This is a genomic window from Pseudoalteromonas fenneropenaei (assembly GCF_042643375.1).
Lineage (GTDB): Bacteria > Pseudomonadota > Gammaproteobacteria > Enterobacterales > Alteromonadaceae > Pseudoalteromonas > Pseudoalteromonas fenneropenaei.
This window is the reverse complement of record NZ_JBHRSD010000017.1, coordinates 301,163-325,286: the sequence shown is the minus strand read 5'-3', so window position 1 is coordinate 325,286 and position 24,124 is coordinate 301,163. Positions and strand designations below refer to the sequence as shown.

Annotated in this window: 24 protein-coding genes and 1 tRNA gene; 7 read left to right on the top strand and 18 right to left on the bottom strand. The window is 45.8% G+C overall.

The window, feature by feature from the left end; genetic code table 11:
* Window positions 1-56 precede the first annotated feature (56 nt).
* From ACFOEE_RS11625 to ACFOEE_RS11605, 5 genes are all read right to left on the bottom strand, one after another.
* Complete coding sequence (locus ACFOEE_RS11625; protein WP_377124439.1) at window positions 57-1,559, bottom strand: serine hydrolase; 1,503 nt, start codon at window positions 1,557-1,559, stop codon at window positions 57-59.
* 155 nt (window positions 1,560-1,714) lie between these two features.
* Window positions 1,715-2,209, bottom strand: coding sequence for a gamma-glutamylcyclotransferase family protein (locus ACFOEE_RS11620; RefSeq protein WP_377124365.1), 495 nt, complete (start codon window positions 2,207-2,209; stop codon window positions 1,715-1,717).
* The gene (locus ACFOEE_RS11615) at window positions 2,206-2,832 is read right to left on the bottom strand and encodes a LysE family translocator (RefSeq protein ID WP_377124363.1); all 627 of its coding nucleotides are present in this window, start codon (window positions 2,830-2,832) and stop codon (window positions 2,206-2,208) included. Before ACFOEE_RS11615 ends, ACFOEE_RS11620 begins: the two co-directional genes overlap by 4 nt.
* Complete coding sequence (locus tag ACFOEE_RS11610) at window positions 2,816-3,616, bottom strand: hypothetical protein (protein WP_377124361.1); 801 nt, start codon at window positions 3,614-3,616, stop codon at window positions 2,816-2,818. The genes ACFOEE_RS11615 and ACFOEE_RS11610 overlap by 17 nt, the downstream gene beginning before the upstream one ends.
* On the bottom strand, window positions 3,616-4,104 hold the full coding sequence (locus ACFOEE_RS11605; RefSeq protein WP_377124359.1) for a CreA family protein: 489 nt from the start codon (window positions 4,102-4,104) through the stop codon (window positions 3,616-3,618). Before ACFOEE_RS11605 ends, ACFOEE_RS11610 begins: the two co-directional genes overlap by 1 nt.
* A gap of 69 nt (window positions 4,105-4,173) precedes the next feature.
* Between ACFOEE_RS11605 and ACFOEE_RS11600 the strand changes: the two genes are divergently transcribed.
* The 3 genes from ACFOEE_RS11600 to ACFOEE_RS11590 all read left to right on the top strand — a co-directional run bounded on the left by ACFOEE_RS11600 (window position 4,174) and on the right by ACFOEE_RS11590 (window position 7,021).
* On the top strand, window positions 4,174-4,503 hold the full coding sequence (locus tag ACFOEE_RS11600) for a 5-carboxymethyl-2-hydroxymuconate Delta-isomerase (protein ID WP_377124357.1): 330 nt from the start codon (window positions 4,174-4,176) through the stop codon (window positions 4,501-4,503).
* Between the two features lie 49 nt (window positions 4,504-4,552).
* Entirely contained in the window at window positions 4,553-5,254 is a 702-nt protein-coding gene (gene rsuA / locus ACFOEE_RS11595; RefSeq protein ID WP_377124355.1) for a 16S rRNA pseudouridine(516) synthase RsuA, read from the top strand.
* A gap of 135 nt (window positions 5,255-5,389) precedes the next feature.
* Window positions 5,390-7,021 carry a methyl-accepting chemotaxis protein gene (locus tag ACFOEE_RS11590; RefSeq protein ID WP_377124353.1) on the top strand — a complete coding sequence of 544 codons (1,632 nt, stop codon included), beginning with the start codon at window positions 5,390-5,392 and terminating at the stop codon, window positions 7,019-7,021.
* Between the two features lie 107 nt (window positions 7,022-7,128).
* On the opposite strand, the gene ACFOEE_RS11585 is transcribed toward ACFOEE_RS11590, so the two are convergent.
* Entirely contained in the window at window positions 7,129-7,662 is a 534-nt protein-coding gene (locus ACFOEE_RS11585; protein ID WP_377124351.1) for a hypothetical protein, read from the bottom strand.
* Window positions 7,663-8,410: 748 nt separating this feature from the next.
* Between ACFOEE_RS11585 and ACFOEE_RS11580 the strand changes: the two genes are divergently transcribed.
* Window positions 8,411-9,034, top strand: a complete 624-nt coding sequence (locus tag ACFOEE_RS11580) for a hypothetical protein (protein WP_377124349.1) — start codon at window positions 8,411-8,413, stop codon at window positions 9,032-9,034.
* A gap of 38 nt (window positions 9,035-9,072) precedes the next feature.
* On the opposite strand, the gene ACFOEE_RS11575 is transcribed toward ACFOEE_RS11580, so the two are convergent.
* From ACFOEE_RS11575 to ACFOEE_RS11560, 4 genes are all read right to left on the bottom strand, one after another.
* Complete coding sequence (locus ACFOEE_RS11575) at window positions 9,073-10,248, bottom strand: mandelate racemase/muconate lactonizing enzyme family protein (RefSeq protein ID WP_377124347.1); 1,176 nt, start codon at window positions 10,246-10,248, stop codon at window positions 9,073-9,075.
* A gap of 8 nt (window positions 10,249-10,256) precedes the next feature.
* Window positions 10,257-11,024: a class II aldolase/adducin family protein gene (locus tag ACFOEE_RS11570; protein ID WP_377124345.1), complete on the bottom strand. Its 768-nt coding sequence runs from the start codon at window positions 11,022-11,024 to the stop codon at window positions 10,257-10,259.
* Between the two features lie 216 nt (window positions 11,025-11,240).
* A complete protein-coding gene (locus ACFOEE_RS11565; RefSeq protein WP_377124343.1) occupies window positions 11,241-11,561 on the bottom strand; it encodes a c-type cytochrome in 321 nt (106 codons plus the stop codon).
* 122 nt (window positions 11,562-11,683) lie between these two features.
* On the bottom strand, window positions 11,684-12,220 hold the full coding sequence (locus ACFOEE_RS11560) for a DUF2058 domain-containing protein (RefSeq protein ID WP_377124341.1): 537 nt from the start codon (window positions 12,218-12,220) through the stop codon (window positions 11,684-11,686).
* Window positions 12,221-12,416: 196 nt separating this feature from the next.
* Between ACFOEE_RS11560 and ACFOEE_RS11555 the strand changes: the two genes are divergently transcribed.
* Window positions 12,417-13,559, top strand: a complete 1,143-nt coding sequence (locus ACFOEE_RS11555) for an MFS transporter (protein WP_377124339.1) — start codon at window positions 12,417-12,419, stop codon at window positions 13,557-13,559.
* On the opposite strand, the gene ACFOEE_RS11550 is transcribed toward ACFOEE_RS11555, so the two are convergent.
* Window positions 13,543-14,046 (bottom strand): prolyl-tRNA synthetase associated domain-containing protein, encoded by a 504-nt coding sequence (locus tag ACFOEE_RS11550; RefSeq protein ID WP_377124337.1) that lies wholly within the window; start codon window positions 14,044-14,046, stop codon window positions 13,543-13,545. The two genes, ACFOEE_RS11555 and ACFOEE_RS11550, sit on opposite strands and share 17 nt — an antisense overlap.
* Entirely contained in the window at window positions 14,039-14,440 is a 402-nt protein-coding gene (locus tag ACFOEE_RS11545; RefSeq protein WP_377124335.1) for a hypothetical protein, read from the bottom strand. Before ACFOEE_RS11545 ends, ACFOEE_RS11550 begins: the two co-directional genes overlap by 8 nt.
* Before the next feature lie 159 nt (window positions 14,441-14,599).
* Between ACFOEE_RS11545 and ACFOEE_RS11540 the strand changes: the two genes are divergently transcribed.
* Window positions 14,600-14,675: transfer RNA gene (locus tag ACFOEE_RS11540), tRNA-Ala, on the top strand.
* 291 nt (window positions 14,676-14,966) lie between these two features.
* On the opposite strand, the gene ACFOEE_RS11535 is transcribed toward ACFOEE_RS11540, so the two are convergent.
* Both ACFOEE_RS11535 and proB read right to left on the bottom strand, forming a co-directional pair.
* Window positions 14,967-16,214, bottom strand: coding sequence for a glutamate-5-semialdehyde dehydrogenase (locus ACFOEE_RS11535; RefSeq protein WP_377124333.1), 1,248 nt, complete (start codon window positions 16,212-16,214; stop codon window positions 14,967-14,969).
* 6 nt (window positions 16,215-16,220) lie between these two features.
* A complete protein-coding gene (gene proB / locus ACFOEE_RS11530; RefSeq protein WP_377124331.1) occupies window positions 16,221-17,309 on the bottom strand; it encodes a glutamate 5-kinase in 1,089 nt (362 codons plus the stop codon).
* A gap of 547 nt (window positions 17,310-17,856) precedes the next feature.
* On the opposite strand from proB, the gene ACFOEE_RS11525 reads away from it, so the two are divergent.
* Entirely contained in the window at window positions 17,857-19,731 is a 1,875-nt protein-coding gene (locus ACFOEE_RS11525) for a cation:proton antiporter (protein WP_377124329.1), read from the top strand.
* Between the two features lie 67 nt (window positions 19,732-19,798).
* Here the strand turns inward: ACFOEE_RS11525 and ACFOEE_RS11520 are convergent, their stop codons facing one another.
* The 4 genes from ACFOEE_RS11520 to hflK form a co-directional block, all read right to left on the bottom strand.
* Window positions 19,799-20,407, bottom strand: coding sequence for a tetratricopeptide repeat protein (locus ACFOEE_RS11520; RefSeq protein WP_377124437.1), 609 nt, complete (start codon window positions 20,405-20,407; stop codon window positions 19,799-19,801).
* A 158-nt stretch (window positions 20,408-20,565) separates the two neighbouring features.
* Entirely contained in the window at window positions 20,566-21,864 is a 1,299-nt protein-coding gene (locus tag ACFOEE_RS11515) for an adenylosuccinate synthase (RefSeq protein ID WP_377124327.1), read from the bottom strand.
* Window positions 21,865-22,043: 179 nt separating this feature from the next.
* Window positions 22,044-22,922, bottom strand: a complete 879-nt coding sequence (gene hflC, locus ACFOEE_RS11510) for a protease modulator HflC (RefSeq protein WP_377124325.1) — start codon at window positions 22,920-22,922, stop codon at window positions 22,044-22,046.
* A 5-nt stretch (window positions 22,923-22,927) separates the two neighbouring features.
* Window positions 22,928-24,103 (bottom strand): FtsH protease activity modulator HflK, encoded by a 1,176-nt coding sequence (gene hflK / locus ACFOEE_RS11505; RefSeq protein ID WP_377124323.1) that lies wholly within the window; start codon window positions 24,101-24,103, stop codon window positions 22,928-22,930.
* Window positions 24,104-24,124 lie beyond the last annotated feature (21 nt).

Below are 24,124 nucleotides of genomic sequence, written 5' to 3'. Positions count from 1 at the left end.
GTGCGACTTTAGCCTAGCGCGCCTTGTCGTGCTCAACTAACAAGGCGCGGGACTCGTTATTTTGCGCTTAGTGCCAAATTATGAAAATCAAAACTGAAATCGGTAATATCTGGGTTCACAAACCGCATTTGCGCCGCAGTTACACGCTGGCTCTCATTCATATTGAAAGTGATAAACGCATCAGCTTCAAGGAGTGGTTCGTCCCACTTCACGACAAAAGTATCACCGGTGTAATGTACCAGCTTGCCTTTCAGCTTTTTGGTATGGGTAAAATCAATACGCAGCTCACCGGCTATGCTTTCCACTATCACATCACCATACCAAGGGCTTTGTAAGGTACCAGTATAATGTTGCGCGGGTAAAGCCGGTTGCACAGCAGCCAAGACTTTGGGCCCAAGTTGGGCATAAGCCTTGCGTTTTTCTTCACTGTAAGATTGATAAAGCTCAGTGACCCAGTCTTTGTCTTCACGCTCTAACACATCTTCAAACACTTCGTCGATGATAGCGGTGAGGGCTGGATAAGCTTGCTGATTACTGAGCACCACCACACCAACCTGTTGCTCAGGTAACATCGCAACCTGTGAAACCATGCCTAAAATACCGCCACCATGACCGAGCTTTTTGACCCCAAAATAATCTTCAATCGCAAAACCAAGGCCATAACCTCTAAATTGCTGTTGATAGCGCTCGCGGTTTTCTGCAGTTGGTATACGTGTGATATGCGGATGCCACATTTGCTCTTGCTGAGTTGCACTGAACAACTCTTTGCCTGATGGCATTTTGCCGTGTTGTAGCTGAGTGATAAGCCATTGGCTCATGTCTTTGACGTTCGCAGCGATAGCACCAGCGCCCTGAAAATCCTCAAGGTAGTTAACAAAAAACGGCTGCAACTTGCCCTCATAAGGCACATGCCCGGTTGCCCAGTTTGGGTTGTCTTTGGCGATTCTGGAAAACCCCGCGCGCGAGTGCTGCATGCCAAGCGGCTGTAACATTCGAGTTTCAACAAAATCCGCCCAACTCATGCCTGAAACTCTGGCAACAACTTCACCTGCGGTCACAAACATTAAGTTGTTGTACGCATATTCTGAGCGAAAACTTGAGGCGACAGGCAAATGTTTCAGCCCCGCGAGAATATCTTTGGTTGATTTATCTGTGTCTGGCCAAATCATTAAATCGCCAGCACCGAGCCCTAAACCACTGCGATGACTGAGCAAATCGCGAACGCGCATTTCACGGGTGACATATGGATCTGCCAGCTGAAACTCAGGTAAGTGACTAATCACTTTGTCGTCCCAGCTGAGCTTTCCTTCATCTATGAGCATAGCAAGAGCAGCCGCGGTGAAGGCTTTGGTATTCGATGCGATGCCAAACAAGGTTTCGGCATCGACTGGCGCTTGACTGGTTAAGTGACGTACACCGTAACCCTTAGCCATCACTACTTTGCCCTTTTCTACCACTGCAATTGCAATGCCGGGGATTTGAAACTTGTTCATTGCAGCATGCACAGCTGCATCGACATCTGCGACTTTAACCTCGCCTGCTGAAACCTGAGCTGCCATAAGTAGCGATGCGCCAAGCGCCAAGTGCGTCACGACGCGAGTAATCGAGTTAAGTTGTAAGTTCACGCTGTTACCTTGGTTTTTGTTGTTTTAATGTATAACCTTCCTACTTTAAGTTGCAGGTAGGCGACAAGTAATGTGAGTATCAAAGCAGCTTAACGGTGGACGGCATACTCGCGAGCAGCTCGTAGCCGGTCGCTATCGGGCTGTACACTCGTTGCCTTGATCCGAGCAATATAATCTGTTGGCAATTGCGCTTGCTCAGCGCCTTTGACCACATGCTGCAAATACCAATCGTAAGGCAGGACATTAGCATCGTGCGTGTTGGCAATATAGGCAAATGCGGTGAACGTCTGAGCGGCCTGACAGGTTACAGTCACTTCAACGCAGTCGTAGCGCTCTCCTTCAATCGCATCAAGCTGCTGCTTTTCAGCGTTAGTAAGCGCATAGATCACACCATAAACGCGTTCACCGTGGGCTTTTTCAATATCACATTTGGTTGAGCCATCATGGGCAAGCATGTTGAAAGTTAAACGGTAACCTTCCAATGTCACCACACCTCGATACTCAGCAGCAGGCAAACGCGCCAGTAAACGAGCTGGCGCCATATTTGAACCATAGGCAAAGTTGAGCAATAAGCGCTCACTCATTTCGCTACCACACGAATTGCCAAAGCCACTAAAATGACACCAATACCACGGTCGAACCAATGTCCTGCACGATGAAAGAACTGCCGTACTGATGTTTTACTCAAGATTAAAGATAAGCTAGAAAACCACACCCAAGTCGCAATTGCCATATACAGGCCATAAGCGCCTTGCACTAACGACGGGGTTTGCGGGCTAATGATCAAAGTGAATAACGATAAGAAAAACAACGTGGCCTTGGGATTAAGCACGTTAACCAAAAAACCACGGCGCAATGCTTTAAAAGCACTTTCTGGCAGTTCTTGCACTTTGCCTTGCGCGGCATCACCGCTGGCGGGCTTAGCGCGCAGCGCTTGAATACCAATATACAGGAGGTAAGCACCCGCAACATATTTCAGGGCGTTGAACAAACTCTCTGATTGCGATAATAGAATCGCCACCCCCATTAAACAGTACGCCACATGCACTAAAATTCCGAGCGCAATACCAGCACTGGTCCATAATGCATTACTGCGACCATGTTGGACGCTTTGCTTCAATACCACCGCAAAATCTGGTCCTGGGCTTGCCACAGCAAAAAAATGTGCCAATGCGATTAAAATAAATTCATCAAGATAAGCGGCCATGACTGGACTCCATTGCCAGCAACACAGGTTGCGGGGTAGTTTTAAGATGTTTAACCAACTGCTTTTGCGCTTGTTTTAGCTGACTACGCACATGGCCTTTAAGATGGCTGTGGTGCTTTTGATCGGGTTTAAAATGACTCACCAAAGCGTGCATAAAAATACTTTGTGCTTCACTGAGCGCTGCTTGGCGATTGGCATATGGGTTATAACAAGAACCGCAGCCACCCTTAAAACGGTATGCGGTATTACTGAGCATAATGCCAAAGCCCAAATATATCGCAATGGCATCGCAAGCGGCTGCGAGCTGCTCCTCCCCACCTGGCGTTAACGGCCCACCTTGGCGACGTACTTGGGCAACCAACACGTGTGCGAGTGCCACCGCAAAACTAGCCACCAAATCTTCCGGTTGATTGATTTGCTGGGGGTTAAATGAAATGTACACAGGCTGTGGCTGCATCGTCATTAATTGGCTATTTTTGCCCCGTAAGCCACCAGCAAACTGTAAAGCGGGAAAGGCCTGCGCGCTAAAACGATTTGGTGCCACCAGCTGTAACGGCCAATGGCTCATGCCGGCATAATTCACCACATGGCGAAACACGCTGGTCGCCATGTCTTCAATACTGCTCACGCGGTCTGGAAAATGCTGCGCCGTTGGTGTCACTAATTGCGTATGGGCTAAAAAGTAATCGCCATCAAGGTACTCTGCCGCCCAAACGAACACATCTATTAGCCAGTCTTGTTCCTCTTCACTGATAAGAGGCTGACTTTGAAAAAATTTAAACATTAGGATTTGGTCCTCGCCACTGCCCACTGCCACGCATCAGTGCCATACAAAGGTACGGTAGACAGCGCATGATGGTGACTCCCCGTTGACTCTTTGGTGGAATAAGAAATGTACATCAGCGTTTTACTTGCGCTGTCGTAAACTCGGCGCACTTTTAATGATTTAAACAGCACACTCTTTGAGGTACTAAATACCACCTCACCAGACTTTGACAAGTCAATCTCGGCCATTTGCGACTCAGTTATTGGGCCTGTTTGACGGCAAGCAATCGACATATCTGAGGGGTCGGCAAAATCAAGATTGGCTTCAATATGACTGACATGGCAAGTGACTCCTGTCACTTTAGGATCAGCCCAACCACTTACCACCACATCTTTGGTGGTAAAGAGCCCCAAACTCACTTTTGCCGCATCGTCACTACAACCGCTTAACGTTGCCAAGGCGCCAAGACATAGGCAAGAAGCACTAAAGAATTTCGTCAATGTCATACTCGTTTCCTTTTGAATTGGAGTGAAGCTTGCTAAACTTGAGACACATTTGCTTTTGCCTCAGCAGTTATGCCACACATCATTATCGAACATTCGGAACATTTGCCGATATTGCCACAAGTTTTGTTAGAACGTGTACATAAAGCCGCTATCGCAACTGATCTTTTTGACCCTGCGACGGTCAAAACCCGCGCGGTAACTTATCAGCACTATCAATTAAGCGCAGGTAAAGAAGGCTTTATCCATATTCAAGTGCATATTATGGCTGGCCGCACGACAACGCAAAAGCAAACCCTCAGCGAGTCTCTGTTAGCGTGTATCAGCGCATTTTGCCCTGCTAGCTACTGCTTAAGTGTTCACATTTACGACCTGCTGCCAGAAATTTACCGTAAAAACTAATCCTGTTGGTGCGCTTTGCGCACTGATCAATTCCTGATAGAGAAACATTATGAAATTTCCTTGTCGCTTGGACAAATTCCTGAGCCATTTAGCTGAACTACCGCGCACTAAAGTCAAAGCGGGCATTAAACGCGGATTTGCCAAAGTAAACGGCGAAACCATCGACAGCTTTGATTTTAGTGTACAAGCTAGTGACGAAGTGACTTGGCACGATAAAGTACTGAGCTACTTAGGCAAACGCTACTTTATGTTGCATAAGCCAAAAGGTTATGTGTGCGCCAACAGCGATGAGCTACACCCAACCGTGTTTGAATTGTTGGACGAGCCCAACTTAAAGGATTTTCATATTGCTGGACGTCTTGATATCGACACCACAGGCCTAGTGATCATTACCAACGACGGCGATTGGTCACACCAAATGACTTCGCCAAAACATGAAAAATTTAAAACTTACCTAATAGAAACACGCGACCCACTGACAGAAGAAGCTGTGCAACAATTGCGTGAAGGCGTGCAGTTACATGGCGAGAAACAGCTCACAAAACCAGCCGAAGCCGAGATCTTAGCCAGCTACCAACTGCGCCTTAAAATTGCCGAAGGCAAGTACCACCAAGTTAAACGCATGTTGGCCGCTGTAGGTAACAAAGTAGTTGAATTACATCGTGAAAGTATTGGCCTAATTGAACTGGATAGCCAACTTAGCGAAGGTGAGTATAGACCACTAAAAGAAAGCGAAATTCAGCATAACTAATGCATAAGTCCTCATTTTGTGGACAAACTTGAGTAAAAATCACCTAAAAGCCCCTATAAATGCGCTATAACTTAGTTACATTAAGCTTAGTTTCATGGTAGATAATATTCTAGCATTAACGATAAGGGGCCTACCGTGCTGTCTGGACTAACTCTAAGAATAAAAATCATCTTATTTGCTGCCGCTATCTTCCTTGCGCTGCTTTTAGTTGCCATTGTCGGATTACAATCGTTACGTGTTGCCAGCGAAAGCGACAACATTGAACGTATCAACCAATTAATGAAAAGCACTGTTAACGTAGTTGAACAGTTTGAACAACTCGCCAAAAGCGGCCAGTTGAGCGACGAGCAAGCGAAGCGCTTTGCAACGCAGATCCTACGTGAAAATAAATATAAAGATTCGGAATATGTGTATGCGGTGGATGAAAATCTTAACTTCATCGCCGCACCGCATGATCCACAACTGCATGGCAGTAGCTTTAACGACTTTAAAGATGCCAACGGCAATAGTATTGGTCGGATGGTAGAAAACCTCGTTGGCAGCCAAACCAATCGTATTATCACTTACCATTGGACATCTGAGCGCGGCGGTGAAATTGTCGACCTGACCTCTGTGGTACAGAAAACCCCCTATTTTGGTTGGTATATTGGCACTGGCATTAGTTATAAAGAAGTAGACGAGCGTTACTGGGAAACCGCCCGTTGGCTACTCGGTTTATCTCTGCTGATTGCGATTGCTATCACCTTCGCCCTAGCGCGCTTTGGACTGAGCTTGTCGAATAAGCTCGGTGGTGAGTTAGACCAAGTACTTGCAATTGTAAAACAAATTTCGCGCGGTAACTTGCGCTCGCAAATCGACGCCAGTAAAGCGGGAGAAAACAGCATCATTGCCGCCATGCAATATATGCAGCGCGGCTTACAAGGCGTAGTAAATGGCATTAAAGACGTCAGTGACACACTCCGTGAGCAGAGCCTTGACGGCGAAGGTCGCTCCAACGAGTTAGAGCAACTCACGCGCAGCCTTAGCGATGAAACCCAAATGGTCGCTTCTGCCATTACCGAATTGACTGCATCCGCGCAAACCGTGGTAGAACATGCCGAGCAAGCCGCTTACTCTGTACAAGAAGCAGAAAACCAAGGCCAAACCGCTGATAAACTGACCACTGAGGCCGCAAACACCATAGCTTTATTAGAAAAGCAAATTGACAGCGCTGGTAATAACATTCAAGTCCTCGATAATGAGGTCAGTAACATTGCCAATGTACTCAGTGTTATTCAAAGTATTGCTGAGCAAACCAACCTGCTGGCCCTCAATGCTGCAATTGAAGCAGCCCGCGCCGGTGAACAAGGACGCGGCTTTGCCGTAGTCGCCGACGAAGTACGGCAATTGGCACAGCGCACCCAAAGTAGCACAGGTGAAATTCACACTATGATTGGTAAGCTGCAAGCTGCCACACAAGAAGCCAAGTCGTCCGTCAACACCAGTATTGCAACCAGCGAAAAAACCGTGTCGATGTCGAAAAAGGCCAGCGATGAGCTACGTAAAGTCGCGCAATCGTTAAGTGCGATTTCGCAAATGAGCCATCAAATTGCCGTTGCCGCCAAAGAACAGCTCGATGCCGGTGAAGATACCGCCCGTCGTGTAGTCACCATTTCAGATACTGCGGCGCAAACCGCTGGGGTGTCGCAGCAAGCACATTTAGCAACCGACAGCATTAAAGTTTTAACAAAACAGCTGGAAAACGAAATAGCTAAATTTGATTGCTAACAGCGCTCATATACACAAACCACTTGGAGTTGCAGATAGGCTTCAAGTAGGCAGGGTATACAATCAGGAACCAGCTTATTGCTAAGTGGTTCCTGATTCACTCATAGTTAGTCAATGTATTGAATCGCAGCCAGAATACTTTCGAGTTCTAGCTGATTGAACTCTCCGGTAATTTGGTAGATAGCCTCACCGTCTTTAAGATTTAAATAGATGCGGTCATAGTCCTGATTGCTGCCTATCACAGCAAGCGCGAACAGCGCCTCATGCTGAAACACTTGTATCGGGTTTTGCTCATTGACCGCAAATGCGGCGGTGATTTCTGGGGTCAGCTCACCCGATGCCAAGCGCATAAATAACTGGTGAACTGTAATCCCCATTTTCTGGTGCAAGTTCGCGATAGCAATTGCTGGAGGCAGTTTAGCGATGGCTAGTTCTTGTTTCGACAAGGTCAAAACTAGGTTAGGGTCGCTCAAACCAAGTACATTGACACTTCGCAGTGCATTTTTGTTGGTACACAATTTCAAATCCACCAATTGGATTTCAACACTAGCTTGCTCACAACGATATTCTGGGAAAGCCTGAATTGATGCCTGTGCATGCTGCGCCATTAAAATTGCTGATAAAGCCAAAAAGAGTTTCATATCAGATCCCTTGAGACGCCAAAGTGAACCCTCCTTTACTTTTGTGGGGTCGTTCATAAAATGTCCTTTTCATTGTATTCCTTAGATAACCACTCTAAGTGCTAAAATTTTGACTAAAAAGTGAGCCACAGACAAGAATCAAATCACCATAAAGCATGAAAAAACTCCTCAAAGTTACTACAGAAGTGGCTTATCAAGTTATCAAGATTTTGGCTAAATTGTGCCAAAAAAGCTAAGCGAACGAGTTAAAACCAGACTAAATCATTAACAAATAACTTAAAAGGCAAAATGACCAACTTAAACACCAATGGTTATTAACCATTAAAAATCAATATGATGTGTTTATTTTAAGCACATTTAAAGCTTTTTGTTCTATGTGAACCGTTCATTATTATCGTAAATTATTTTACTTTTAATTAACCTTGGGATAAAAGTAGATCACTCGGCAGTGTAGAATAACACTTTCATGGGTTGTCTTTTACTGTATCATCAAGTGCCTACGAGCGCTGAATGAACTAGTTTTTGCTGCCAAGACTATCAACCAAATTGAATCAAATTTTGTTTTCAGTTTGGTTAACCGACTAAGTGGCTTTCTAAAAGCGACTTAGAGGAATAAAGAAAAATGTATAAGGAATACGAAGATGAAAAAGTTAGCACTTAAACAATGCCAACAAGTGAATGGTGGAGCCATTCAAAAACCAGAAAAGCCGATCACACAAACTTGCAAAGCAACTAACGGCTAGATTGTATGACCGAGAAAAAAAGGAGCTACAACCTTTATAGCTTTGCGCTATCAGTACTAGTTTTAATCGCTGTATTGGTCAATGCTCCTAATATTTTTATTTACACTTACCTTATTTACAACTCTATTCTAATCCTAATTGCACTTAGAATTAAGGATTTTAATATTGTCGCCTTAGGCATACTAATGATATGCCCATACTACCTTGAGCAAGTATTATTCAATTTAGGTTTGGTAAGTCTAAAATCGTCTGATGACGATAGGTTAATTCAAAATAGTATTATTTTTGGAATTCAGGCCTCAATAAATCTGTTACCTTTGTATCCTTTGGTGAAAAGAATGGAGATTCAATCTAAGCTATGGCCATCTGTGAAGATTAGAGCCACACCGGCAGATGAGGTATTTCCTTGGTTACAGCTCTGCTTAATTTCGTTAAGCTTTTTTTGTTTAATTGAGAACTATTTGCGAAATGGACTTAACTATCAAGTTCAATTTTTTTACGACATATTCGATATTACAGGTTATATAGTATTTTCAATAACCACCGCCATAATGTCATTTATGACTATAGATAGTTATAAAAATCATCGATTGAGTATATTACCCACGCTTAGAAATAAACAAACTTAGAAAATTCCAAAGGGGCTTACGCCCCTTTGATTTACCTGCTATTTAATCTCGACTCGCGCTGAGCGCATCACCACTTCATCGTTTAACTCAATTCCGATACCTGGGGCATCGGAGACTTTAAACTTGCCATTTACTGGTTGTGGATCTTGTAAACACAGTTCACGGTTCCAGCTTTTCAGTGCATAAGTATGGTGTTCGTGGATTAAAAAGTTAGGAATCGCCGACTCTAAATGTAACGAGGCTGCGGTTGCTACAGGGCCGCCACAAACGTGCGCTTGAATACGAATATCAAAGATATCAGCGTAATCACAGACTTTTTTCGTTTCGGTAAAACCACCGCACAGGCCAATGTCTGGCTGTAATACGTCAATACTTTGGTCTTCAAAATAAGGACGGAACGCCCAGCGATTATACAAACGCTCGCCACCCGCCAACGGTACTTTGACCTTTTTTGCCACTTTGTCGTGTAGTGAATGGTTTAAGTAGTTCACTGGCTCTTCGTAATACATGCAGTCAAACTCTTCAGCAATTTCGCCAATTTGAATAGCAGACGTTGCACCCGGTAAGCTGTGGCATTCAAAAATAATGTCTACTTCATCGCCTACCGCTTCTCGAATGGCTTGCATACGCGCGCGGTAAAGCTTCATTTCAGGGCGTGAAATCAGCTTAGTACGGTCATAATAGGTATTGCCGTCTTTATCGTACATAATAGGGTCTACTTTAACCGCATCGTACCCTTCTGCGACTGCCTTTAACGCGGCCTCGGCGTATTCTTGTGGGTGGATAAGCTTTTTAAAGTCAGGACCCCAGTCAAATTGTAATTGCGAGGCGTAGGTGCGCAGTTCATCATTAATTTTACCGCCGAGCAGTTGGTACACAGGCACGTTTAACGCCTTACCTTTGATATCCCACAGTGCAGTATCAATCGCGCTCATCGCGGCGTAAATAACCGGGCCGCCACCTAAGCCCCAAAAGCTTTCACGTAGCATGCGCGACCAAAGTAACTCAGTTTGGAATGGGTCGTGGCCAATTAAAAACGCTTCCGCCATTTCTTTAATCATAGCAGCTGCGGCACTGTGGCCTAAATCATAAGCAAGGCCAGCTTCACCGACGCCAGAAATTCCTTCATCGGTATGGATTCTGACGAAAACTGGGGTCCACTGCGGTCTTTCTGGGCAATGGATATCAAACACTTCGACGCGAGTAACTTTCATTTTGGCTCCTACTCAGCAAAACCTGGGTCTAAACGATACGCTTTACGTAACATGGCAGGCCACGCTAGCTGTCCACCTGTACTGCCACTGTGAACTACTTTAGCCTGATTATAAATATTGTCGATAATGGGTTGTGGTACTGGAATAGCGGGTTGGCCGGTAGCCAGAATCGCCACCTGAATTTCACAAGCACGCTGTAAATCATAAAAACGCATAAAGGCATCCCCCACAGTTGGGCCTACTGTAAGACCCCCATGATTCACCAACAGCATGTGATTGGTGGTGCCTAAGTCCGCTTGTAAACGTGCTTTTTCCGCTTCATTAACCGCAAGCCCCTCGTAACCGTGATAGGACAATGATGGCAACGAAAACATCGCATGCTGGCTAAGTGGCAATAAGCCGCTTTCCAAGGTCGCTACTGCAATGGTTTCTTTGGTGTGTAAGTGAATCACACAATGCGCATCTTCACGTACTTCATGAATGGCACTATGAATGGTAAAACCCGCTGGGTTAATTTTAAACGGCGTATCGTCAAGAATATTACCTTGTAAATCTACCTTAACGAGATTCGATGCCGTGACTTCATCAAAACTTAAACCGAATGCGTTCACCAAATAGTGATCTGTACCGGGTAAACGTGCTGACATATGGGTGTAGATTAAATCGCCCCAGCGAAAATGCTCAACCAAACGATAACATGCAGCTAAATCCACACGCAGTTGCCATTCTTTTGCACTGACTTTACCTTTAAGGTCTAGTTTGGGCAGTTCAAACATATTTTGCTCCATATGATCGCGAGACACGCAACCTGATTAGATGTATAGAAGTCTAAATGAGATTGACCAGATATTCAATCCAAGCGCGCCCGGTATTGCCAAGCTGTTTTTTTACCTGTTACCAGCAGCGAATATGCGAATGAAGGTGTTAGATTGATCTGGAGATAATAAAAAACCATCGCCGCAACGATGGTTTTTTTAAACAAACTTAACGGCTTATTTTACTTGCGATAAATACTCGGCAATCGCAACCATTTCTTCATCGCTCACATTAGCAACCATAGCTTTCATTGCCATTGACATACCGTTGGCACGCGCACCAGATTTGATGTCTTTCATTTGTGCAACCAGATAGTCTTTATTCTGGCCATTCAGTTTTGGATAGCTGCCCATAATTGGCGCTTTACCCTCTGGACCATGACAAGTTTGGCACATTTTTGCTGTATATAACGCCGCGCCGTCTGCTGCTGCTGAAGTTGAAACCATCGCCGTCATAGAAAGTGCAGTACCTAAAAGTAAGTATTTAATTTTGCTCATTGTTCCTATCTCTTGTTGTTTAACGGTAATTCCTGTTTGAGTGTAGTCTACTCACTCACTTTTGCTAAGCCTTTCAAGTTAAAGCGATATCACTTTACGCAGCGACGATTCCCCGCCACTCATTACCACATCAAATCGTCAGGGATCTCATAATCTGCGTATGGGTCGTCTGCATCTGGCTTTTGCTCGTCGTCAATAGCATGCATCACGATAAAGCTTTCTTCGATGGCCGCAATTTTACGCGCAGGCTCATCTTGTAACACATAAAACTGGCCTTCCAGTACGCAAATAGCCAAACGCCCTTTGGCGAGCGCTTGACGGGTGCTGTCGTTGACTTCAAGCTCTTTAACTTTACCTTCATAAACAAAGTTGAAGGTGGTGTTGCCGCGCACTGCCTCTTGCTTGTGATGCGCGAGAATTTGCTTCGCCCGTGCAATTTGCTCTTTCTGATGCTGCTCAGCTAAACGCGCTTGGTTAAGCTCGTCCGCTTTTTGCTGCTGTGCCAGTTTGGTTTGCTCAATATGTTTTTGTAAGTCGCTAGGGTCACTGGTGGCGCCCTTTTTCTTTTTCTGCTGCTTACGTTTTTCAGATTTTGCCACGCGCGCCTGATGCGCGGTGGTCAAACCGGCTTTTAATAACTGCTCTTGCAATGAACCCATGCTGGCATTCTCCAATCTATGCTTTCTCTTCTGACATTGTAATCAGCCAAACCGAGGATGAGAAGTACCAGCGCCACTAATCTAACAGCAGGAAAATTTAATTCTGTGATTTAGCGCAAATTTTGTCGTAATTCGCCGCACATATTTCGCTAAATTGAGTAAACTAAGCGCGTTATATCACTCACCTAAGGTGTTTATGCCGCTGCCGTTACTGCTGTTGTGTTCAGTGACTATTTTCTTTGTTCTGTACGCGCCTCAGCCATTACTTGCGCTCTTCAGTGAGCAATTTGCTATCTCTCCGGCCATCAGTGGCTCACTGATGTCACTGACTATGCTACCACTGGCGATTGCCCCGATTTTTTATGGCTTGCTGCTGGCGAAACGTAATGTGCTTAAAGTACTGCGGCTGACCATGATTTTGCTGGCAATCAGCTGTGTATTATTCCCCTTGTGTGAGGATTTTAGGCTATTGCAAGTGCTGCGCTTTGTGCAAGGGTTACTGTTACCCGCCGCGCTGACCAGCATGACTGGGTATATCGGGGAGCGGTATCAAGGTGAACACATTCAGCAAAAAATGGGCTGGTATATCGCAAGTACCATAGTGGGTGGATATTTTGGTCGCATGCTAGCGGCGAGTTTTGCCGAATGGTTTACTTGGCAGAGCTTTTATTATGTGATTGCGGCGCTCTTGTTAATCTTGGCATCCAGCATTCGTTCGCGTCATGGCGCGGTAACGGTTAAAGCCGCAGCATCACCACGTGATTATTTACGCCCGCTAAAAGATAGACCATTAATTGCGCTCTACCTTGCTGTATTTTGTATGTTCTTTTGCTTTGCAGCCTTGATGAATTACCTGCCTTTTATCCTTAAAGACAGCTTTGCCATTACCGCCAGTCAAGACATTGGCTTAGTTTATACCGGCTATTTAATTGGTGCGGTGCTTTCGGTAAGTAGCCCGTGGCTATTGCGCCACAGTCGCAGCGCTAAACACTTTTTACTGTCCGTATTTACACTCTACAGCTTAACGTTGGCACTAATGCAAGGCAGCAACTTGTGGTTGTTTATTACTGCGTTCACCTTGTTTTGTGCCGCGATGTTTATGATCCACACCACAGCAGCAGGTTATGCCAACCGGATTAGCAGCGCCAAAGCAACGGTCACAAATGGCGCTTATGTGTCGTTTTATTACAGCGGTGGCGCGCTTGGTTCATTTTTACCGGGGTTTATTTATCAGTATTTCGGCCAAACGGGGTTTTTGCTCACCCTGTTATTGGTGAGTCTGTGCGGTGCTTGGTGCGTGCGTCAAACCCAAGCAAAGCCCGTTAATCACACAGTGTGATCCATTTGGGCTGATAACCTAAATGTTGCCAAAAGCGCATCAGATCAGGCAGCGAGAGCACCCAAGTAAAACGATTATCCAGTGGATGACATTGCCAAAGCGCAGCATCACGCAGCGTATCATCAAGCCATAACTCGACTGCGCCTTCTTGGGCGTTGACCAACGAGAGTGCTGATACACAGCCCGGCTCAATACCTAAATAGCGGGCAAGTCGCTCGTTTGATGCAAATCCCAAACGCGACATAGCTTGCTGCTGTGATAAACGTTTCAGGTCAACCCGTCGCTCGGGAGTTGTGATAAGCAAAATATGGCGACGACCATAATTATCTCGCAAAAACAGATTTTTTAAGCGCGTCCCCTCGCGGACTAATGCCAAGGCGTCGGCATCTTCGCATGTCATCAAAGGCGGATGCTGGTATTCGAGCGGTTCGATATCCAGCAAGTTGAGTAAACTGCGTAGTGCTAAGCGCTGCGCTTCATTACTCAAAACACCCACCCCGCAGTTGCACGCTGCGCTCACGCCAATAGACATTGTCTATACTGTGGCCTTGGCGGCATATTTTACGATCTAATAGCGTTTGTTTTAGCTTACCAACCGCTTCTTCCTCAAGTTGAATTTTAAGTGCAGGAGAGTCTTCTAAGCGTTCAAATTCTGCAATTTGTTTACGCTCGCTTTTTCCGATGGGTTTATTCGGTGCTTGGCGTAAATGCGGCGTAGCCGCTACAGTGACGATAAACACAAACTCAGTTCTGCCGCCATCTACCGCGCGCTGAAAAAATTGCTCATCGACAATACGATATTTAGGTTCATCGGGTTTGGTGGCACAGCCAGCCAAGAAGCTAAACAGCAATGCGCTGCTTAGTAAGCGTGTCAATGTCATAGGTTTTCTTACCCAAATCAGTATTTATGGCAGTCTAACAAAGCAAATTGCGATTGGGTAAAATATTTTTTGAATTTAGGGGTTGACGCGACAATAGAAATACTTATAATCTCGCTCCGTCTTCTGATGAATCTTAAACGGATTTATCGCTTGGAATGTGGGGCTATAGCTCAGCTGGGAGAGCGCCTGCCTTGCACGCAGGAGGTCAGCAGTTCGATCCTGCTTAGCTCCACCACCTTCCAACCTTTCCTTGATAGTTTTATAAATTCTTTATACTTCAAATAATTTTTCTTTCTTAATAGCACTTTCACGTACTTAGTAGCATTTTCTGCTTTTCACTCGTTATTATGCTGGTTTTCCTTTGCGGTTACGCTGCAACTTTGCTTGAACGATTAAAACGCCGCTTTTTCATGTTCCGCAGGTAAAAAAGAAAGTCAGGTACGATAGCTTACTATCGCACCCCAAAAAAACTTCGAAGCTAAAACCGCCAATGCAAGCACCGCAGCGCTTTAGCTCAGTAATACTGCTACTGACGTACTTGCCCCGAGCCATTCACCAGATATTTCTCTGCGGTTAAAGACTCAAGCCCCATCGGACCGTAGGCATGTAATTTAGTGGTGGCAATACCAATTTCGGCGCCAAGCCCTAACTCACCGCCATCAGAAAAACGCGATGAGGCGTTCACCATCACCACCGAGGCATCGATACTGCGTTGGAAAAGCTCCGCTGTCGCTTGGTTTTGTGTACAGATCACTTCGGTGTGGTGGCTGCCGAAACGGTCAATGTGTGCTAGTGCCATGGTAAAGTCATCCACCACGCGAATGGCAATTTCTAAACTGAGATACTCTTCACCAAATTCCTCTGCGCCTAACACGGTTGCATTGGAAAAGTATGGCGCAGCGTGCTCGCACGCATTAATTTTTACCCCTTTTTCTTTAAGTGCAGCACTCACCTGCGGCAAGAAATCAGCGGCAATGGCTTGGTGTACTAATAAACCTTCAAGCGCATTACACACTCCAGTACGCTGAGTTTTACCATTGAGTAGCAAGTTAAGCGCTACAGCCAAATCGGCGTCTTTATCTACATACAAATGACAGACGCCTTTAAAGTGCTGGATCACCGGAATAGTGCTGTTCTCTGTGACAAATTTTATCAGCCCTTCACCACCACGTGGGATCACTAAATCGATATAGTCTTTTTGCTGCATCAGCTCCATTAAAAGACCACGGTCTGGGTCTGGTACGACTGTGATAAGTGCTTCTGGTAACTGATGCGCACGCAGTACCGTGTGTAACACTTCAGCAATCGCTAACGAGCTATGTAACGCCTCTTTACCACCACGTAGCACCACGCCATTGCCCGATTTAAAGCATAATGCCCCCGCGTCCGCAGTCACATTAGGGCGCGCTTCGTAAATCATACATACCACACCAAGCGGAATACGCATTTTGCGAATTTCAATGCCATTTGGCCGCGTGCCGAATTGACGAATTTCACCTACTGGATCGGGTAAGGAGATAATGGTTTCTATGCCTGCGGCCATCGCATCGATGCGCGCTTTATTAAGTGTTAATCTATCGACCATAGCCGCCGAGAGCTGATTTTGACTCGCTTGCGCAAGATCAAGCGCATTGGCTGCAAGAATCGCATCGCAGTTGTCGCGCAGCGCCTGTGCCATGGCTTGTAATACCGCATTTTTTTCTGGGGTAGGAAGCAGCGCCAGGATCTTAGCGGCTGCCTTTGCGTTTTTAGCTAATTCTGTAATGAAACTCATGCTGCTTTATTTCTCCAATACTGCGATATGTTGCTGCGAAATCACCGGCCCTATGCTCTCCTGCATTTGTGAGGTGAGCAGGCCACTGTCGTGCTGAGCAATAAAGCTCAGCAGACAACTACTATAATTGGTTTTTGCCTTGGCAAGGCGGTTTCCTTGCGGATCGGTAATAAGCACCGTTTCTCCAGCAGAAAATTCGCCATTAACCGCCACAATATCGTCACTGCGTACTTGTTGCGCTAAAGGTTCCTCTGCTTTGGTAAGCTGTGCCGATACCACTAGTTCCCCTTGTGCTTTGGCTGTGTGCATCAACCAATGCTGCGACTCAAGGAGTGGCTCATCATACGGGAAAAACACCGTACCTGGGTTTTGTCCCTCTAAAAGCAAACGAAATGTGCTGTCTTTAAAACCATTCACTATGTAGGTGGTAATACCGTGTGAAGTGGCTTTTTCTGCCGCCTGCAACTTCGTGCGCATCCCGCCTGTGCCCTGCGCGCTATTTGGCCCGTCGGTCATGGCTTTAATTTCGTCTGTGATAGCGCGCACCTCAGGAATTAAACTCGCGCCCTCAACCACTCTGGGATTGGCGTTATATAAACCATCTATATCTGAGCAAATCACTAAACTGTCTGCGTCCGCAGCGGCTGCTACCATAGCAGAAAGATTGTCGTTATCGCCGACTTTAAGGCTATCTGTGGTGACGGCATCATTTTCATTGATAATAGGTAAAATGCCCTCGGCGAGTAAAGTGAATAATGTTTCACGTATACTGGTGTAGCGCTCGCGGTGGCGTAAATCTGCATGTGTTAGCAACAGCTGCGCAGTAGGAAAATCAAAAAACCGCTCCCACATTGAGATCATCTCGGTTTGCCCCGCCGCTGCCATGGCTTTTCTTACCGCAACCGATTGCTGCACTTCTTTGGCAAATAAATGCGCGCCCGCCGCGACAGCGCCTGATGAAACTAAAATCACTTCGATGCCTTTGCTACGACAATCGACAATAAACTGGGCAATTTTCAGCAAATGCTGTGAGCGACAGCCATCTTGCTGCGGCGCAATCAGTGCGCTACCAATTTTTATAACTAGCCTTTTCACCTTCTCTCTCCATTCTATGGCTGTGTTTTACTCCTCTGTGCTTATTATTCAAACAACCTAGCCAGCGCTATAGCTAAAATAAGGGATACCTACTGCTTTCGCACCAAATTAAAAATGGCACAAGATCTCGCAACCAATCTAATGCGGATGGTGCAGAAACAAGCTCACAAGGTGTCAGTTAGGTCGACAAAATGTCAGCGCTCTACAAGTTAAAAATAAAAGCTGGATTGTGACCCCAGAGCAGCGCCTCGGCTGTCTGATGTCGGACCGTTTTCAGCGTGACCATCATGGTTTGATGCAGCTGAAAAGATCTAAACCGCAATGAATTATTGCGCAATAGAGGAGATAAATTGGCGAGTAGTAAAGCTCGCCGTCTTTTTTACCTTAACGTACTTAAGCAGTTGATTTCAAGCCAAACGGATAGGCTTCATTTATTTGTAATATAAACTTGCGCAATAACTTTGAAATTTCAAGCTGTTATTCGCTATACAAAGCAGCGTTCTGTGTTATAACTGGATCTCATCATTTAAGCTTAGCTGGAGAGTCTATGTCAGCGATTTATATCGCCGGGATCGCAGTTTGTTCGGTATTTGCCCAGTGGCTCGCCTGGTTTTTAAAAGTTCCTGCGATTTTATTTTTACTCATTGTTGGCCTAGTACTCGGCCCGATTAGCGGCCAACTCGACCCTGATCTCTTACTCGGTGACTTGCTATTTCCGGTGGTTTCTCTTGCGGTAGCGGTGATCTTATTTGAAGGCTCATTGACCTTACACTTCCAAGAACTCAAAGGGATAGGTAAAGTCGTAAGGAACCTGTGTTCGACTGGGATGCTCGCCACCTTTGTTATCGTCGGCCTCGCTGCCTACGGCATTTTAGACCTCGACTGGCGCGTTGCCGCGGTACTTGGTGCGGTTTTGGTCGTCACAGGCCCAACTGTAATTGCCCCGATGCTCAATACTATGCGGCCCAACAAAGACATTGACCGCATCTTGCGCTGGGAAGGTATAGTAATAGACCCAATTGGCGCGCTATTTGCGGTATTGGTGTTCGAAGCTGTGATGTTGGTCGGTGACGAAGGCATCGTTAATCACACCCTCATTGCCCTGTTTAAAACGGTTTCGGTTGGCCTGTCTATTGGGGTGGTTGCGGGCGCATTAACGAGCTTTTTGATCCGCAAAGAGTGGCTACCCTTTGAGCTGCATAAGTTCGCTATCCTAGCTTTAGTGCTGATAAGCTTCACTGGTTCTAATTATTTAGCCCACGAATCCGGTTTATTGGCTGTCACGGTCTTTGGTATTTGGCTTGCCAATCAGGATGATTTAGAAATCGACTCGGTGCTTGAATTTAAAGAAGACCTTTCGATGATCCTGATTTCTACCTTGTTTATCTTACTGGCTGCGAGGCTCCAATTAGCTGACCTAATGCAGTTGGATTTCAAGGTGTTTTTATTCCTTGCAGTAGTCCTATTTGTTGCACGGCCAATTTGTATTGCGGTTTCTACGTATGGCTCGGAGCTACCATTTAAGTCACGCTTAGTGCTGGCGTGGATTGCCCCTCGAGGTATTGTTGCTGCAGCGGTCGGCTCAGTGTTTGCGCTGAGTATGATTGAAGCCGAGATCCCTGATGCGCATAAAATTGTGCCACTGATTTTTACTGTGATCATCATCACAGTTGTAAGCCAAAGCTTAACCGCGACGCCGTTGGCTAAACTACTAAAAGTACGCCAGCCATCACCCAATACCATTTTAATTATTGGCGCCAACCATGTCGCAAGAGCGATTGGTGTGGGCCTAAAAGAACTCAACATTGATGTGTATCTTTCTGATCCTGCGTGGGAAAACTGCAAGATGGCACGCATGGATGGGCTTAACTGCTATTACGGTAACCCGCAATCTGAACATGCAGAACGCTATCTACCTTTAACCAGTTTAAAATCCGTGTTGGCACTTTCACCTAATCGCCATCACAACGCCTTAGGGGTGCAGTATTTTTCGCATTTACTTGGCGAGCAGAACGTCTATTCGCTACGCTCTTCAACTAACCATGCCAAAGCCAACAAAGACAGTGCGACTTTCCTCTCGCGGCAAATTTTATTCGCCGAGCTAGGTAACTACGCCAAACTTTCAAGCCTTATCTCTAAAGGCGGAAAAGTGAGCGCGACGCGTATTTCAGAAGAGTTTAGTTGGCAACAATTTCAGGAAACCAACAAAGAAGCCATTCCACTGTTTGTGATTTTAGAGCAGAAAAAAGACGATGACACAGTCAGAATTCGGCCGTTTGTCACCGATATGGCTAAGCCCCCTGAAGTCGGTGAACGTGTTATATCGCTACAACCGCCAAAAATGTCGCTGTTAAAAGAAAGCAATAACAAAGAGATGAAAATAGGTGAGAAGATTGGTTCTTTAAATAGCGAAGAACGTTAAAAAGTCGTTATATGAGGTGGCTTATGCCACCTCTACAACAGTCGTTTAATGCGCTAACGTGAAAGTACTAATTTGACAAGCGGGCGCGCTTCACAACACTCTCTGGCATCTTTTCAGCCAACTGAGCTAAGGCAGTTTCGATTTGCTTGTGGACTTTCGCATCCGCCACTACCGCATGAAATAACCAATGATAGGCCGACTCAAAATCTCGCGGACTACCGTGACCGTCATTGAGGAGCCGCACAAAACGCAGCTGAGCGGCAAGATTCCCCTGCGCTGCCGCTTCTCGTAGGTAAGTAATTGCCATGGCTTTATCGCGCTGTACAAGCTTGCCTGTATCATAGTAACGCCCTAATTGCTCAAGCGCTGCCGCTAAGCCTTGCTGGGCTGCCTGACGCATATAATGCACCCCTAGCTCCACATTGGCGTCCAAACACACGCCATAGGCGAGCATATCGCCATAGAGAAATTGGTATGAGGGTAACGCCATCACTTCGGCACGGGCTTTGATATCGTCAAGTAACTGGCAATCATCTGCTTTAACGCGTTGCAGATGCTGATTTTTGTTGATAAGACCAACCAATTCTTCTTGGGTGTACAAAGGCACGGCTGAGGTGCTGTCTGGTTTAATTTCCTCAGCGTGAAGCGCTGCTGTCATTCCCAATAACAAACACATTGATACTGCAAACTGTTGACCTTTGTTCACCATAACTCCGCCTGAATTTTGACTCTGATCTGTTTATCGGAAGTAACCCTTCAATAATTATACCAACAGGCACAAAAAAAGCTGCCGAGGCAGCTTTTCTTAATCAGACGTCACGTGAACTGTGATGATTACGCACTAAATGGGTTACGTACAATCATGGTTTCTACGCGATCTGGGCCAGTCGAAATAATGTCGATTGGCACACCAGTGATTTCTTCAAGACGTTTGATATAGTTAACCGCGTTTTGTGGTAACTGCTCTAGCGTCGTTGCACCAACTGTGTTCTCGCTCCAGCCTGGCATTTCTTCGTAAACTGGTGTTACTTTCTCATAGCCTTCAGCTGCAAGTGGTGACACGTTAGTGACTGTGCCATCTTCCATCTGGTAACCAGTACAGATCTTGATGGTTTCTAAGCCATCTAGCACGTCTAGTTTAGTTAAGCAGAAGCCTGTGATGCTGTTGATTTGAATCGCGCGGCGCATTGCCACTGCATCAAACCAACCAGTACGGCGTTTACGGCCTGTAGTTGCGCCAAACTCGTGACCTTTAGTTCCTAAATGCTCACCTACTGCACAGCTAAGCTCAGTTGGGAATGGACCAGAACCTACACGCGTAGTGTAAGCTTTAACAATACCTAACACGTAATCTAGGTATAGTGGACCAAAACCAGAACCAGTTGCAACGCCACCAGCTGTAGTGTTAGATGAAGTTACATACGGGTAAGTACCGTGGTCGATGTCTAGCAATGTGCCTTGTGCACCTTCAAACAGCAAGTTATCGCCGTTTTTACGCGCTGTATCAAGTAGCTCAGTCACATCAACAACCATTGATTTCAGAATGTCTGCCACAGCCATTGCTTGGTCATACGTTTCTTGGAAATCAACCGCATCAACTTTGTAGTAGTTCACTAATGTAAAGTTGTGGTACTCAAGAATTTCTTTAAGTTTTGCAGCGAATTGCTCTGGGTTGAACAAATCACCCACACGCAGACCGCGACGTGCAACTTTATCTTCGTACGCAGGACCGATACCACGGCCAGTTGTACCGATAGCTTTGTTACCACGCGCCAACTCACGCGCTTTATCCAATGCCACATGGTATGGCAGGATCAGCGGACAGGCTTCGCTGATAAGCAAACGTTCACGAACCGGAACGCCACGCGCTTCTAGCATGCCAATCTCTTTCATCAGAGCGTCTGGTGCAAGTACTACACCGTTACCGATGATACATTTTACGTTATCACGTAAAACCCCAGAAGGGATCAAATGTAATACCGTCTTTTCTCCGTTGATCACTAGTGTATGGCCAGCGTTATGACCACCTTGATAACGAACGACATAAGACGCTTTATCTGTCAGTAGGTCAACAACCTTACCTTTACCTTCGTCACCCCATTGGGTGCCTAATACAACGACGTTTTTACCCATTGCAAAATCACTTAGAAAAAATTAGGCGCAGATTTTACCAGAAAAGCAAAGGGGAAGACACCCCGTTCTGGCTAATTTTTCTGCTCTTTACTTGTTCTTTTTGCAAGTTGTAGAGAAGCGCCTGAATTACATACAAAAAAGCCTCGCCAATTGGCGAGGCTTTTAGGTGAAGCTAAAAATTAGTTGGCTTTAGCATCTTTCATATAATTGAAAAACTCGCTCTTTGGTGAGAGCACCATCACGTCATTTTTGTCTTTAAAGGTATTTTTGTAGGCTTCTAAGCTACGCACGAAAGCAAAAAATTCAGCGTCTTTACTATAAGCATCTGCGTAAATTTTGGCAGCGCTAGCGTCGCCTTCACCCCGCACGGTACGCGCATTACGTTCTGCATCAGCGAGCATTACGGTCACACGACGGTCAACTTCAGCGCGAATGGTTTCCGCTTTTTCTTGACCTTGTGAACGATGCTCTTTTGCCACTGCGGTACGCTCAGCACGCATACGCTGGTAAATTGAGCTACTGACTTCACTTGGTAGGTTAATTTGCTTCACACGCACGTCAAGCACTTCAATACCAAGCTCTTTAGCACTTTCACCTGCTTGTACTAACGCTTCTTCCATCAGCTCACTACGCTCACCAGAAACGATTTCTCGAATAGTGCGCGAACCAAAGTTCGTTCTGAGACCGTTGTTGACCTTTTGTTTAAGTAGCGTTTCAGCATATTGCTTGTCGCCACGGGCACGAAGGTAAAACGCACTAAAGTCGTTCACGCGCCACTTCACAAATGAGTCAACAATAAGGTCTTTCTTTTCGCTCGTTACGAAACGATCTGGTGCACCATCCAAAGTCTGAATACGCGCATCCAAATGACGAACCTGAGCGAAGAAAGGCACCTTTAGATGCAAGCCTGGGCCGTACACCATCGCCTTATCGTCACCGTCTTTTTGTACTTTACTGAACAACAATACAATTGCACGTTGCCCTTCAGTTACAACAAACACTGACGAAAAACACAACACCACGGCAGCCAGCAGCAATACAATACTAAAATTTTTCATCTGCATTATCTCCCGTTGTTGAAGCGGTCATTGTTAAAGCGATCTGTGCTTTGCGGCGTGCTGTTCGTATGCGCAGGTGATGACAACTTGCTACGTAAATGATTGATGTCGTTTTGGTTTGGTAAAGACAATGGAGCGCGACCTGCACTTTGTTCCATGATCTTATCCAATGGCAAATACATCATGTTATTGCCGCCCTCAACATCAACTAAGATCTTAGCACTGTTGCCCAAGATTTCTTCCATCGCATCAATGTACAAGCGTTGGCGTGTGACTTGCTTGGCCGCTTTATACTCAGGTAAAAGTTTCTCAAAACGAGCTACCTCACCCTGTGCTTCCAACGTAATACGCTCACGGTAACCTTCGGCTTCTTGCGTCATGCGTGTAACTTGACCACGAGCACGCGGTTCAATCTCACGCGCATAAGCTTCAGCTTCACGAATAAAACGTTCTTCGTCTTCTTGTGCTGCAATGGCATCATCAAATGCGTCTTTCACTTCCGCTGGTGGACGAGAATCTTTAAAGTTCACGTCGGTGACAATAATACCTAGCTTATAAGGCTCAATGACTTTGTTCAGCTCGTCCCATGTACGTTGACGAACTATTTCACGCCCAGTAGTCAGCACTTCATCCATACGCGAATGCCCCACCACATAACGCAGTGCACTATCTAGCGCTTGTTGTAAGCTGTGGTCGGCATCGGTCACACTAAAGCGATACAAAGTAGGGTCAATGACGCGGTATTGCACTTCAAACTCAACGCTAACGACGTTTTCGTCTTCTGTGAGCATAAAGCCTGAAGCTGAAAGTGAACGTACGGCTTCAATATCGATTGGGATAACACGTTCAATAAAGGTCATTTTCCAGCGTAAACCTGGCTCAGCGATACGATCAAATTTACCAAACTGCAGCACAATGCCACGCTCAGCTTCTTTCACCGTATAAATACCACTTAGTGCCCAAACGACTAACGCAATTAGAAAAACGATGGTAAAACCGATACCACCTAAGCCACCATTGCGGTTGCCACCTGATTTACCGCCAAATATCCCACCAAACTTGTCGCCAAACTTGCGGAACACTTCATCCAGATCCGGAGGCCCTTGGTCACGACCACCACGGTTTTTCCATGGGTCGTTGTCATTACCATTGCCATTGTTACCCGGTTCGTTCCAGGCCATAGCTCTACTCCATTGTAATTA

Bases quoted from the DNA above. Each gene is read 5' to 3' on its own strand.
- ACFOEE_RS11565 (WP_377124343.1), bottom strand. From the start codon at position 11,561: ATGAGCAAAATTAAATACTTACTTTTAGGTACTGCACTTTCTATGACG.
- ACFOEE_RS11605 (WP_377124359.1), bottom strand. From the start codon at position 4,104: ATGACATTGACGAAATTCTTTAGTGCTTCTTGCCTATGTCTTGGCGCC.
- ACFOEE_RS11600 (WP_377124357.1), top strand. From the start codon at position 4,174: ATGCCACACATCATTATCGAACATTCGGAACATTTGCCGATATTGCCA.
- ACFOEE_RS11520 (WP_377124437.1), bottom strand. From the start codon at position 20,407: ATGTGTTTGTTATTGGGAATGACAGCAGCGCTTCACGCTGAGGAAATT.
- rsuA (WP_377124355.1), top strand. From the start codon at position 4,553: ATGAAATTTCCTTGTCGCTTGGACAAATTCCTGAGCCATTTAGCTGAA.
- ACFOEE_RS11610 (WP_377124361.1), bottom strand. From the start codon at position 3,616: ATGTTTAAATTTTTTCAAAGTCAGCCTCTTATCAGTGAAGAGGAACAA.
- ACFOEE_RS11515 (WP_377124327.1), bottom strand. From the start codon at position 21,864: ATGGGTAAAAACGTCGTTGTATTAGGCACCCAATGGGGTGACGAAGGT.
- ACFOEE_RS11575 (WP_377124347.1), bottom strand. From the start codon at position 10,248: ATGAAAGTTACTCGCGTCGAAGTGTTTGATATCCATTGCCCAGAAAGA.
- ACFOEE_RS11615 (WP_377124363.1), bottom strand. From the start codon at position 2,832: ATGGCCGCTTATCTTGATGAATTTATTTTAATCGCATTGGCACATTTT.
- ACFOEE_RS11570 (WP_377124345.1), bottom strand. From the start codon at position 11,024: ATGTTTGAACTGCCCAAACTAGACCTTAAAGGTAAAGTCAGTGCAAAA.
- ACFOEE_RS11560 (WP_377124341.1), bottom strand. From the start codon at position 12,220: ATGGGTTCATTGCAAGAGCAGTTATTAAAAGCCGGTTTGACCACCGCG.
- ACFOEE_RS11620 (WP_377124365.1), bottom strand. From the start codon at position 2,209: ATGAGTGAGCGCTTATTGCTCAACTTTGCCTATGGTTCAAATATGGCG.
- ACFOEE_RS11545 (WP_377124335.1), bottom strand. From the start codon at position 14,440: ATGACATTGACACGCTTACTAAGCAGCGCATTGCTGTTTAGCTTCTTG.
- hflK (WP_377124323.1), bottom strand. From the start codon at position 24,103: ATGGCCTGGAACGAACCGGGTAACAATGGCAATGGTAATGACAACGAC.
- ACFOEE_RS11625 (WP_377124439.1), bottom strand. From the start codon at position 1,559: ATGGCAGCTCAGGTTTCAGCAGGCGAGGTTAAAGTCGCAGATGTCGAT.
- ACFOEE_RS11580 (WP_377124349.1), top strand. From the start codon at position 8,411: ATGACCGAGAAAAAAAGGAGCTACAACCTTTATAGCTTTGCGCTATCA.
- ACFOEE_RS11525 (WP_377124329.1), top strand. From the start codon at position 17,857: ATGTCAGCGATTTATATCGCCGGGATCGCAGTTTGTTCGGTATTTGCC.
- ACFOEE_RS11535 (WP_377124333.1), bottom strand. From the start codon at position 16,214: ATGAGTTTCATTACAGAATTAGCTAAAAACGCAAAGGCAGCCGCTAAG.
- ACFOEE_RS11555 (WP_377124339.1), top strand. From the start codon at position 12,417: ATGCCGCTGCCGTTACTGCTGTTGTGTTCAGTGACTATTTTCTTTGTT.
- hflC (WP_377124325.1), bottom strand. From the start codon at position 22,922: ATGAAAAATTTTAGTATTGTATTGCTGCTGGCTGCCGTGGTGTTGTGT.
- ACFOEE_RS11585 (WP_377124351.1), bottom strand. From the start codon at position 7,662: ATGAAACTCTTTTTGGCTTTATCAGCAATTTTAATGGCGCAGCATGCA.